The organism is Caballeronia sordidicola, assembly GCF_002220365.1.
In the GTDB taxonomy this organism is placed as follows: Bacteria; Pseudomonadota; Gammaproteobacteria; order Burkholderiales; family Burkholderiaceae; genus Caballeronia; species Caballeronia sordidicola_C.
Genome location: NZ_MTHB01000229.1, coordinates 23114 through 35475, shown reverse-complemented (window position 1 = coordinate 35475; position 12362 = coordinate 23114). Strand labels below are relative to the sequence as shown.

The 12362-nt window shown below is 58.9% G+C and carries 10 protein-coding genes; 5 read left to right on the top strand and 5 right to left on the bottom strand.

Translation table 11 applies throughout. The features are described from left to right. Positions 1–297 precede the first annotated feature (297 nt). Together BSU04_RS31600 and mdlC are read right to left on the bottom strand one after the other, a co-directional pair. Positions 298–1749: an aldehyde dehydrogenase gene (locus BSU04_RS31600; RefSeq protein ID WP_089164213.1), complete on the bottom strand. Its 1452-nt coding sequence runs from the start codon at positions 1747–1749 to the stop codon at positions 298–300. A 50-nt stretch (positions 1750–1799) separates the two neighbouring features. Then, complete coding sequence (mdlC, locus tag BSU04_RS31595; RefSeq protein WP_089164212.1) at positions 1800–3419, bottom strand: benzoylformate decarboxylase; 1620 nt, start codon at positions 3417–3419, stop codon at positions 1800–1802. A 348-nt stretch (positions 3420–3767) separates the two neighbouring features. Between mdlC and BSU04_RS31590 the strand changes: the two genes are divergently transcribed. From BSU04_RS31590 to BSU04_RS31580, 3 genes are all read left to right on the top strand, one after another. After that, entirely contained in the window at positions 3768–4241 is a 474-nt protein-coding gene (locus tag BSU04_RS31590; RefSeq protein WP_089164211.1) for a helix-turn-helix transcriptional regulator, read from the top strand. Between the two features lie 2 nt (positions 4242–4243). Next, entirely contained in the window at positions 4244–5575 is a 1332-nt protein-coding gene (locus tag BSU04_RS31585) for a type II toxin-antitoxin system HipA family toxin (protein WP_089164210.1), read from the top strand. Between the two features lie 186 nt (positions 5576–5761). Next, complete coding sequence (locus BSU04_RS31580) at positions 5762–6439, top strand: ferredoxin reductase (RefSeq protein ID WP_089164209.1); 678 nt, start codon at positions 5762–5764, stop codon at positions 6437–6439. A 77-nt stretch (positions 6440–6516) separates the two neighbouring features. Here BSU04_RS31580 and BSU04_RS31575 read toward each other — a convergent pair whose 3' ends face one another. Then, a complete protein-coding gene (locus BSU04_RS31575; RefSeq protein WP_256983514.1) occupies positions 6517–7527 on the bottom strand; it encodes an urea transporter in 1011 nt (336 codons plus the stop codon). Positions 7528–8191: 664 nt separating this feature from the next. On the opposite strand from BSU04_RS31575, the gene BSU04_RS31570 reads away from it, so the two are divergent. Together BSU04_RS31570 and BSU04_RS31565 are read left to right on the top strand one after the other, a co-directional pair. Further along, entirely contained in the window at positions 8192–9100 is a 909-nt protein-coding gene (locus tag BSU04_RS31570) for a LysR family transcriptional regulator (protein ID WP_089164208.1), read from the top strand. After that, a complete protein-coding gene (locus tag BSU04_RS31565) occupies positions 9097–9591 on the top strand; it encodes a VOC family protein (RefSeq protein ID WP_256983513.1) in 495 nt (164 codons plus the stop codon). The genes BSU04_RS31570 and BSU04_RS31565 overlap by 4 nt, the downstream gene beginning before the upstream one ends. Positions 9592–9616: 25 nt before the next feature. Here BSU04_RS31565 and BSU04_RS31560 read toward each other — a convergent pair whose 3' ends face one another. Further along, on the bottom strand, positions 9617–10381 hold the full coding sequence (locus BSU04_RS31560) for a DUF4410 domain-containing protein (RefSeq protein ID WP_089164257.1): 765 nt from the start codon (positions 10379–10381) through the stop codon (positions 9617–9619). 373 nt (positions 10382–10754) lie between these two features. After that, entirely contained in the window at positions 10755–12341 is a 1587-nt protein-coding gene (locus BSU04_RS31555) for a carboxylesterase/lipase family protein (protein WP_089164207.1), read from the bottom strand. Between the last annotated feature and the right edge of the window lie 21 nt (positions 12342–12362).

The following is a 12362-nucleotide window of genomic DNA, read 5'->3' as shown; positions in this document are numbered from 1 at the left end:
TTCCGTCTGCGCGGACCCGGTGAACACAGCGGGAGGTACGTAGCTGGGCATGGGACTGTCTCCTGTTTTGCGCGGGTACTACCCACACATCTTTATTTTCTTGAGCGAATTATGTGAGCGAGCTTCGCCCTTTTAATATTGCCAATTGGCGTAAAAGTCATGACCTTTCTGCATGACCTTCTCGACCTGCTGCTTTCACGGCATCCGCAACCGCTTTCTGTGCAAGAGTTTTTGTGAGGAAAGCTTAATACTCTTGACTGTTCCGGTCGACGCACCGGCGCGCTAGGCGTCTCTCCATCAGAACGGATAATGACGAGGCGTAGTCTGCACGGTGATCCAGCGCAAATCCGTAAATTCCGCGATGCCTGCCCTGCCGCCAAAGTGACCGAATCCGCTGCCCTTGACACCACCAAAAGGCATCTGCGCCTCGTCGTGTACCGTCGGGCCGTTGATGTGGCAGATGCCCGATTCAATGCGCCTGGCAACATTCATTGCGCGCGCGATGTCCCGGCTGAACACCGCTGAAGACAAACCAAATTCGTTGTCGTTGGCGCAGGCAATGGCCTCTTCGTCGCCGTCCACGCGCACGATTCCTTTGACCGGTCCAAACGATTCGTCGTGGTAAATACGCATGTCCGCGCTGACGTTGTCCAACAACGTGGCCGGCATCAGCGTGCTGTCGGCCTTGCCGCCGCACGCGAGCGTTGCGCCTTTCGCGAGTGCATCGTCGATCAACGCATTGCATCGCGCGACGGTACTCATGTCGACAACCGAGCCGAGCACGACCGGTCCGTTGCGCGGATCGCCCAGCGGCAGTTCGACCGCCCGGGCGGCGAACCGCGTGACGAACGCGTCGGCTACCTTGCGATCCACCACGATGCGCTCCGTCGACATGCAAATTTGCCCCGAGTTGGCGAACGCACCGAACACTGCTGCATCGACTGCGGCGTCAAGATCTGCATCGTCCAGAACGAGCAGCGGCGCCTTGCCGCCAAGCTCCAGGACCGCTGGCTTGAGGTACTTCGCACAGCTTGCAGCAATGACCTTGCCGACCCGGGTCGAACCCGTGAAGTTGACGCGCCGCACCTTGGGATGAGCAATCATCGCTTCGACAATCGGGCCCGCATCCGCTGGTGCATTCGTCACGAAGTTCACTACGCCTGGGGGTAACCCTGCCTCCTGCAAGGCGTCAATGATCAGGCCGTGCGTTGCCGGACATATCTCAGAGCCTTTCAGGACGACCGTGTTGCCGCACGCGAGCGGCAGTGCGATAGCACGAACCGCAAGGATCACCGGCGCGTTCCACGGCGCGATCCCGAGCACGACACCCGCCGGTTGCCGTATGCCCATTGCCAGGCTGCCGGGTACATCGGATGGAATCACTTCGCCAGCGATCTGCGTGGTGAGCGCCGCTGCCTCCATGAGTCCGGAGGCCGCCAGATGCACGTTGAAACCGGCCCAGATCGCCGACGCCCCGGTCTCCGCCGCCATGGCGGATACAAAGGTGGCGTGCTTGTCTTCGAGGACTTGCGCGGCACGCATCAACAGTGAGCGTCGCTCGCCCGGCCCCGTAGCAGACCACGCGGGAAACGCGCTGGCTGCGGCATCCACTGCGGCGATCGCGTCAGCCACCGATGCGGCCGGTGCACGCGTGGCGACCTCGCCGTCCAATGGATTCCTGCGCTCGAAGGTCGCGCCGCTGGCCGCTTGTACTGCCTCGCCGTTGATCAACATGGCAATGGTTTTCATCGTCTGTCTCCTGATGATTTTTATGTGAGCGATGCTCAATGCGCCACGCGCTAAGCCACGATGGTTTCTACCAGCATCGGCCCGGCGGTGTGGAAAGCTTCGTTCAGTACGTCTTTCAAGCGGGCGGCCTCCCTGACCGCAACGCCACGACAACCCATGCCGGCAGCAAGCGTCACGAAATCCAGACCCGGAAGGTCGGTTCCCTGCACGGGATCGGCCGGTCCGAAACCAAACACCGGCGCGAAGTCCTGCAATGCCGCATATCGGGAGTTGTTAAGGATGGCGAATGTAATAGGCAGATTGAGCTGTACAGCGCTCCATATAGCCTGAATCGAGTACATGCTGGAACCATCGCCAATTAGCGCGATTACCCGGGTGCCCGGCTTGGCGAGCGCGACGCCCACTGCTGCGGGCATGCCGTATCCAAGGCCGCCGCTCTCCATGGTCAGGAACGTACCGCTACGGGTGAACGGCAAGTATTCCTGCATGACCGGCCGGGCGCTCGGCGCTTCTTCAACCACCACGTCAGCCGGGTTGCGTATTTCGGCAAGCGTTTGCAGCACGAACGCCACCGACATCAGCGATGAAGCCTCGGCGCGCGGAGGCGCGTGGCGAGCGGCCGGCAGTGGACGCGTCGTGGGCGCGGAGCGCGCCAGCAAGTCCGCGACGCCCAGCCCGATGTTCCCGACCGTTGCCGTGCCGGTTGGGGTCCAGGCGGCCACGGCGGGGTCATCGATAAGCTGGAATAACCGCGCGCCCGGGGGAACGTGCGGACCGCTACCTTCCACGTGGTAAGTGAAAGCGGGAGCACCGAGCACAAAGATGAGATCATGGCCGCCCAGTATCTCGACGATCTTCTCGCGCATGGCGGGAAGGAAACCGGCGAACAGCCGGTGATCCTCCGGAAAGCTGCAGCGTCCCGACATGGGCGCGACGAAAACGCGTGCCTGATGACGTTCTGCCAAGCGCACCACTTCGTCGACAGCGCCCGCGCGGTCCACGCCGCCACCAACGACAAACGCAGGCCGCGCGCATAGATCGAGCGCGTCACCCATGCGCGCCAGCATGACCGGATCGGGCCGCGTCACCGTGCTGACGTCGCTCACCGGCACATAGTCCGCCGGCTGATCCCAATCGTCAGCAGGAATGGAGACGAACACGGGCCCGCGCGGCTCCTGCATGGCTATGTGATAGGCGCGCGCAATTGCCAGCGGTACATCTGCCGCGCGCGCTGGTTCAATGCTCCATTTCACGTAAGGCTTGGGCAACTCGGTGGCGTGCGTCGACGCGAGGAACGGGTCGAATGGAAGGATCGAACGGGCTTGTTGTCCAGCGGTCACGACAATCGGCGTGCGGTTACGAAATGCGGTGAAAATGTTGCCCATCGCGTTGCCGACACCCGCTGCCGAGTGCAGGTTCACCAGCGAGGCGTTACCCGTTGCCTGCGCATAACCGTCGGCCATTCCGACCACGACGGCTTCCTGAAGCCCGAGAATGTAGCGGAAATCGGCGGGGAAATCGCGGAACATCGGCAACTCGGTTGACCCCGGATTTGCGAATACCGACGTCATACCCACGCGTCGCATGAAATCGATCACAGCGTCGCGGACCGTGATGCGCGCGGGTTGATCGCGACCTGAAATAGCCTGCTGCGGGGTGCTGCCTGTCATGCAATTGCCTCCTGAAAACCCAGCGAGTGAGCGCTTTATCGGTTACATGATTATCCAAGCCAGCGCACATCATGAATATTGCCTTTTTAAGATAAAGGCATTACTTTTGCGCATGACTTTGAAACATCATTCCCATGGCGCCCCAAAGCCAACGGGGCAGCGAACCGACATGGGCGACGCAAGCAGCGCGATGCTATGGGGTAGACCCAGACTTCGAGCAAGCCGGGATAACAGGTTATTTACTGTATTCGTCATTTACAGTGATTTAATTGTATTTGCTTAATACAGCATATATACTGTTTTTGTCATTTACAACCTACATCCTGTCCAGCTCACCGGAGCTCACCCGTGGACTATCCCGTCAAAACCACCCTTCAACTGCGACCGCTCCTTGTCGGTTTCCGCAAGGCCGCCGGGCTCACGCAAGCCCAGATCGCGAGCCATTTGGGGGTCACCCAGCAGACCTACGCCCAACTCGAGGCAAAGCCCGAATCCGCGAGCATGGATCGGCTATTCCACGTTTTGAAGGTGCTCAAGGTCGATATCGTCCTGACCCAGACGTCGAGCTCGGCCAATCTCAAGGTCCGCATACCCGGACGTATACGAACCGTGCGAACCGTGCGAACCGTGGAGTCGCCGGTCCCGGCGAAGCAGAGCCCGACAAAAAAGCGCGCGACTACCGCGGCATCGAAGACGGCGGTCACTCGGAAGGCCGCCGTCGTCAAACCGGCAAGCGGGAGCGCGCAAGGAGCGCCGAAGCCGGTCACACGGAAGCGAGTGGCGCCAATGGGTGCTGCCGTCAAGAAGCGGGAGGACTGGTAACAATGGGCCGCCGCGCACATGCAAAAAGTCTGAACCTCTGGATGAATGGGTTGCCAGTCGGTACTTGGGAGACCACCCGGGATGGAGAGAAGCTCACCTACTTCGAAGAATGGCTAGCCGACGAACAGGGACGTCCCCTTTCGCTCTCGCTGCCTTTTACGGCCGGCAACCAGCCCTATCGGGGTAAAGTAGTCTCGGACTATTTCGATAACCTGTTGCCAGACAGCAAGACTATCCGCGAACGTATCGCGGGCCGCTACAAAACCGGCGGCACGTCGCCTTTCGAGTTGCTGACCAAGCTGGGGCGAGACTGCGTAGGCGCCATCCAGATGCTGCCGCCGGACGAAATTCCGGTAGATCTCGAGCAGATCAACGGCCGTCCCCTCGACGAGGCCGAAATCGCGCAGCTATTGCGGGAAATAACGGCCCCGCCTGTGTTGGGCCAGCATGAGCCCTTCGACGACCTACGTCTGTCCATCGCCGGCGCGCAGGAGAAGACCGCGCTTCTGTGGCACGACGACCAGTGGGTCATCCCTGAAGGCAGCACTCCGACCACGCATATCATGAAGCTACCTCTCGGGCTGGTCGGAAACATGCGCGCCGACATGCGCACGTCGGTAGAGAACGAATGGCTGTGCTCGCAAATCGTCGCAGCGTATGGTTTGCCCATCGCAGGCTGCACTATTGCAACTTTCGAGGAACAGAAAGTACTCGTCGTTGAGCGATTCGATCGCAGGTACGCGAGCAACGGTTCGTGGATCCTCCGGCTTCCTCAGGAGGATATGTGCCAGGCAACCGGGACGCCCGCTTCGGCCAAATATGAGTCAGATGGTGGACCGGGAATCCAGGAAGTCATGGACGTGCTCGCCGGTTCAGAACGGTCCACTATCGATCAGCGCAATTTCTTTATGACGCAGATCGTCTTCTGGTTGCTCGCGGCCACTGATGGGCATGCAAAGAATTTCAGCATCGCACACCTGAAGTCCAACCGCTACGAGGCCACTCCGATCTATGATGTTCTCTCGGCGCACCCGATCATTGGAAACGGGAAAAACCTGTTTTCTGCGCGTCGGGTGAGATTAGCAATGGCGGTGCGCGGTAAGAACACGCACTACCTGATCAATGATATCCGGCGTCGCCACTGGATTGCGCAGGGACAACAAGTGACGCTTGCCCCAGCTGACGTCGAGGAAATGATCACTACCTTGATCGGCATGACCGAGGGTATCGTCGCGGAGGTTGAGGCGCTGTTGCCGGCCGCGTTTCCGAAGGACGTGTCAGACAAGATCTTCGAGGGTATGAGGCGACAAAGCGCAAAGCTCGCCGCCCAGTAGACCGGTTGAAGGACAGGTTCGCCGAACAATATCCTAGTCGGGCACCTCCGCCAAGGTCAAGACGGCATTTCGGTATACCTGCAATTCGTCGCGAGTACGTATCCCTGATCATCACAAACCGCTACATTTTGACGGACACCGCGATCGTTAACGGTTATTTTAGTATTTACCGATTAGGATGACGAAATGGATACGCTTTGTGTGGTTGTTCGGAGGAAATGGGCTGTAGCACCAGACGTTGTCGGCCTGGAATTAGTCGCTGAGACTCGAGCCAAGCTCCCCGCATTCACGGCAGGCGCTTACATTGACGTGCACATCCCTCAGCCCAAATATGCTCAAAGCGTCGTTCGTCAGTATTCGCTTTGCAACGGTCCAACAGACAGGGATGCCTACGTATTGGGCATCAAGGAAGATAGCCGATCTCGCGGAGGGTCAGCCAGTATTCATCGAGACGTTCTTGAAGGAGACAAACTTTTCATAGGGCAGCCTCGCAACAATTTTCAATTGTCCGACTCTTCGCAGAAGGCGCTCCTGTTCGCGGCCGGTATTGGAATCACGCCGTTGCTCGCGATGGCTCAAGAGCTGGCATTCAATCAGCGCCCTTTTGATTTGCATTATTTCGCGCGATCGACGGAGTTTGCTGCGTTTCAGGATCGCTTGAGCAACATGGAACACAGCGGAAACGTCCACTATCACTATGGGCTCACGCCTGAGGCAACCGAACGTGCGGTCGGCTATGCCGTCGAAGCGGTTCCATCGAATACCCACGCCTACTGTTGCGGGCCGACGGCCTTTATGGATGTTGTCGTCGCCCACGCGCGACAATGGATATACCCTGGCAACATCCATTTAGAGTATTTCTAGCCGGCCCCGGCCCCGGCAACGTCGCGTCCGCGCGACGTTCGGAATTCGTTGCCCAAAAAGCAGCTCTGATGCGGCGATCAGTTTTGTGGGTGAGCGACATGAGCGTCGCCGTGGTTGGCGCGCGCATTGAAGCGCTGCTCGAGCAACTGCACAAACCACGAAGCCAATACGAAAGGCGCGGTCAACGCCGGTATGCCGGCTGCGGACGCAGCAAGCTCGATTAGCAAGGTCAAAACAATGGCTGAAAGCGCCGCTTTGACACCGAACCGGCAAGTCGCAAGCGCCGCTAGTGCCGGATTAAAGCCGCATGCACCGCTCTGCAGCACGCTAGCGGATGCGCCGAAAGCTGTACATAGAGCAAGTCCGAGCGCGCTACCACCAAGGGCCCATGCAGCGCGCGATGGCTTGGCCACCAGGAGGCCGACGAGAATCAAAGCCCCCGCGGCAGGCCCCGCAGCAAAAGTGATTGGTGCCAGGCCCGCGACAATCCCTTCGAGGCAGGGCCGAAGGTATGCGGGAGCCACGCTAAAAAGCAAACCAACACCGCTATCCGCGCTTGCCGCGGCATTACCTCTCGCTGCAGCAGTTGTGAAGGATTGGTCGGCAAATATTGGTAGCCAAGCCCATGTCACAAGCACCGCGGGACTCGAATAGGCCGCGAGATTCCAACGGCTGAGCGCCCGCGTGAGCCTGCCCGACAAACCGGTGGCCAACACCGCTGCGAGGATTGCGACAGCCGTCGCACGCGAGTCGTCATGGATGAAAGTAAACGCAGCAAGTGCCGCGAGCCCGCCATTGAAGCCATGCAAGTCATTGCGCGTTGCCGGCGAACCATGGTCATCGAAGATGTGCGCGAGCACATTGCCCGTCAGCGTCCCTATGAGCAAGGCGCATGCAAGACGGGGGTTGAAGCACAACAAAGCAAGGACGAGGATCCACCCGGTCGCGGCGTTTCTCTGCAGCACGATTTGGCCCATGCTTCGCGCGAAGCTGCGGATCTGCATCGTAGCTTCGGTATCGACTCTGATTGCAATTGGCATAGTGAGCGCAGACAGCTGGCGGTGATAGAAGCGGATGGGCCGGCTCATGTCTCGGTGCTCGCGTTGGTTTTTGCCGGCTTACACCGCCGCTTCCGAGGCTTTCGCGACTTTTGCGACTTTCGCGACTTTTGCGCGCCGGTCCGAACAAGGCTGCTGTGACGGTTCGAAACGTATCATCGTCAATATTTCCAATCCATAGCGAGAAAGGCATGCACGATATATGGTCGCGGCGATAAGTCACGCTCGTTGCGGTGATCAAGCGCTTAGTCACGGGTAGGCAAAACAGTTCCTCGGTGCTTGCAGATCAAACGCACACAGGTATACGGCCGGCGTCGATGAACCGTATTCGACCGCAACGCTGCCGCGCCTGGTCACCTCACGTTGTCATGAACGTGACAATCGTCGTCGCCGCAATATCCACAGATCCGCACGACCTTTAGCGTATGTCTGCTCAATTGGCACCGTCGATCTTCCCAAGAGATCACGATACGTACCTTTCGATTTTCCGACGAACATCTAGCACAATGTCAAATCGATGCGTTTTCAGTCGATTTTCGCTAACAATGAGAGATCGGGCGGAATGCCGGCTATTGCATCGCGCTCCGTGTCACCGGTAGACCTCGCTCACCGGCACACATTTCCGTTTGAGCTTTATTGTTAAGCGACATCGCATTGATTTGCTTTCCTTTTCGCCACCCGCTCCCGAGCAATCATGACCTTTAGTCTTCAGCAACTTCATGCGTTCACGACAATTGTCGAAAGCAGCAGCCTCGGTCGCGCGGCAGAGGTCCTCCATGTGACGCAGCCGGCTCTGAGCCGGACGATCAAGCGACTGGAGGAAGAACTCGGCGCCCCTCTGTTCGAACGCCATTCAAAAGGAATGCAACTGACCGCGATCGGCGAGGCCCTGTTGCCGCACGCAACCCTGCTGCTGCATGAAGCCGACAATGCACGCGAGGAGATCGACGCGATCCGCGGCCTCGCGAAAGGCACGATCCGGGTAGGGGCAGTGGCGAGCATTGCAACCCTCGTGCTGCCCTTGGCGGTCAGCGGCGTGCTCGCTCGTTGGCCGAACTTGCGCGTGCAGATCATTGAGGGCGTGTGGGACCGGCTCGCCGACAGCTTGCTCAAGCAGGAGATCGACCTCGCGCTCAGCATGGCAGTGCCCGATACGGACGAGATTACAGCCATATCCGATTGTTGCTGGGAGGATACGAGCTACGTGGTTGCTGCGCTCGATCATCCGCTGCGTGCCAAAACGGCGCTATGCCTGGCCGATACGCTTGATCAGCAGTGGTGCGTCCCGCCGCGCGGCACAGGCCCGTTCGAGCACATGCAACGGGTGTTCGCCGAACATGCACTCCCTATGCCGGAGATTGCGGTCGAGACGCGCTCAATCACCGTTCTGAAGAGTCTTGTCACGCGTGCGGGATTTTTGAGCTGGATGGCCGCACCGATGTACGACACCGAAAGCGCGGCCGGCGTGTTCGATACCCTGCCCATTCCAGGGCTCGTCGCGCGTCGCACGCTAACGGCCTTCCGACGCCGCCAGGGCATTCTGCCGCGACCTGCCCTCATGCTGCTGGAGCAACTGCGGCAGTTGACCGCGACCGCTGCATGAGCGCTGCAATCGTGCTGGATGCCACAGGTTGGTTCGTGTTCCCCGGCACCCCGCAACTTGATAAAATTTCCACACGGTTTCGCCAACAACGGCAGCAACATCATCTTGGGGAGGGACGAATCATCATGGATCAGATCCTCGCTATTCGACCTTTCGTACCTGCGAAAGACTTCGACGCTTCGAAGCGTTTCTACCAGGCGTTAGGATTTACGCTGACCCACGAGGACGAAAGCATTGCGATATTAAAGCTGGGCAGTTTCAGCTTCATTCTCCAGAATTTCTACGTGAAGGAATTTGCCGAGAACTGCATGATTCAACTTCTCGTCCGGGATGTGGATTCGTGGTGGCAGAAAACGAACCCCGGCGAGCTTGTCCAACAGTTTTCTGTCAATGCCCCTCGCGAGCCGGCGCTGCAAAGCTGGGGCATGAAAGTCGGGTTCATCTTCGATCCTTCCGGCGTGCTTTGGCACGTGGCTGAAGTACCGTTCTGAACCCGCAGGGTTTGATCCCAGATCATTAACCCTTGATTCGGTCAGGCGTCATCCAGCCCTCGCCCACGCCGATCTGCGCAACCTGCTTCGCGACGGAATCGGCCAGGCGCTTCGCATCTGCCGACACCCCGGCATGTTTGGTCTCGGACATAGCATGCAGACCCACGCCTGCCGCAGCCGATGTCCCAACATGTCCGGCAGCAGCACCAATACCTGCTGTTTCCACCACGCCAGGCGCCTTGCCGCTGTCCGCCTTGGCATCGAAACTCTGCACAAGCCTCGGCATTTCGCCCGCCGGTTGATACACGACCTGCACCGACGTGCCGACCTGGCTTTTCCCCGCGCCCAGACCGACCAGCATTCGACGGCGGCGATTCCCAGCGTCGATCGTCTCGAAGCTGCCCTGTACGATCAGGACGTTCCGGTCCGTGGGCGCAGGCGAATCTGCACGCACTGCATGCAGGCCCATCGACTGTAGTTGCTTGACGATTTCATCGGCCACCTGCTCGCGCACTTCGAGCGCATCGTCGGCTTGCTTCTTCGTGGTCGACGCCCCGTCGAATTGCGTCTTCACCTTTTGAAGCAAACCACCGTCGAGTTTCACCTGGTCGGGCGTGCTTTCAAACGCATAGACATAAATGGTCTCCGGCCTCACCTGAGCCGCCGCTGGAAATGCACTCACGTTGGTGACGCCGCCAGCGCAGCCGGTCAGCAGAACGGCACAAAAGGCCAAGGCGGACAGTGCACGAAACGCGCTTCGTCCGGCTAACATCTTAAGAATATTCAGCATGTTCATCCTGTCATCGACACCATCGTGTCTCGATTATTCAAACACATCGTCCGATGAGACAAACACGTATGGATAGCTGATCATCGGCGCTCTATGTCTGCGGAAAACGCCTGGGTGAATCTGCGTTGGATCTACGCGTTCTGGCGTTCCTGCAACGAAGTCGAGTATGAATGAATGACCGCGCAATCTCTATTCAGCAATTATGTCGCGGGATGTCACGAGGCGACGTTACGTCTGTTTCGTCAGATGATTGGGAGCCAATCCAAATCGGGACGGTCAGGTTGGTTTCGCTCGCCGCGCGCCTCTCGGTGTTAGCGGAGTTATCACCTCAAATTTAAATGCAGGTGATAACTCGGAGCGTGTCACGATCGCTTCACAAGTGTTGCGATGGCGGTTGCCCAAACCAATAGCTGCAATTGTGGGCGGTATACGCGTCATAGGTGTTCGAAACAGGATAACCAAAATCTAGAATCTGACGCGTCGCAGCGGTATAAGCCGGCCAGTTTGCAACAGTACCTCCGGTATTCGGATTGCCCGAGTGGGCGAACGCCGACAGCGCCGCCGTCATCGCATCCGACAGTGTTGCCTGATTGGCGGTGGGAGTCGGAATCAATTGCCACCAGTAGTCAAGATCGGACGAATGAAAAGCGCCGTAGTTCAGCGTGGTCGGAGGAAGAATGGAAGTCAGGCCACCCACGTTATACGGCGCCAAGTCGGAAAAGCGGTACATGTACACCGCTGGTGAATACTTGGCTAGATTGTCGCTATCCTGAAGGGCCGTGCAAACGAACCGGTAATCGCCAAGTGCCGCTGCCAGCGCCTGACTCGGCGACGAATACTGACCAAGCGGATAAAGCGCGGCCGTGCTGGCACCTGGGACACCAAGGTATCCCGTGATGGTGTTCGTATAGTTTGCCGCCTGGACCGGATTGCCCTGGGCATCGAACGCGGCCGCTACGAAAAACGTGCCTTCGTTCTGTGTAAAACCGGATATCAACGGTACGCGATTGAATGTCCCCGCGGCAAATGCCTGAGACGTCGATGTGGGCAGCACCTTGCCGTCCACGATCGCGTACCAGGCATTGGGATTGCCTTGCAATGTGGCTGAAGCGGGAAGCTGACGCAGGCAATCCGCGCTTGGTGTAGCGCCGCAGCCCCAGCCACTCGCGAGTGCTGCACCGCTGGTTTCGGCTTGGGTCAGCGTCGCTTGAACCTGGCTGAAATCACCGCTTTGTGCGACCGCTTTCGCAAACAGTCCCGCCGATCCGGGCGATGCAAGTTGAACATAGACGGAATGTCCGCCCGCCGAATCGCCGAAGATAGTGACGTTCTTCGAGTCCCCGCCGAACGCAGCAATATTCTTCTGCACCCATTCCAGCGCAGCAGCCTGGTCCATGATTCCATAGTTGCCCGCGGCCCCGTTCGGGTCCTCGGCTGCAAGCGCGGGATGCGCGAGAAAACCCAGCGCATTGAGACGGTAGTTGATCGTCACCACAATTGCGTTTGATTTGACCGCCAACGCCGAACCGTCGGTGGCAATGCCGGATCCGTTGATAAACCCGCCGCCGTGAATCCAGAACAGCACGGGCAAAGGGGTCGTTACCGTTGTCGGTCCCGGCACATAGACATTCATGTACAGGCAGTCCTCGCTACCCGCGATAGCGGCGGGCGTGCCCTGCAAACATTCCGAGCCAGCATGCGACGCATCATAGACGCCCGAGTAGGCGGCCGCGGCTGCAGGCGCCTTCCAGCGGAGCGCGCCGACAGGCGGCGCCGCATACGGCAAACCGAGATACTCGCGCACACCGTTGACGGTGACGCCCTTTGCCTGACCCTGAGCAGTCTGAATCAGATTCGGATCACCAACGGTACTGCTGTCACTGCCGCCACAACTAGCCACTATCAGCGGCAGGGTCGCGGCAAGGGTCCATCCAACGGCATTTTGCGGATACTTCTTCATGGTCGTCTCCTGATTTTCGAT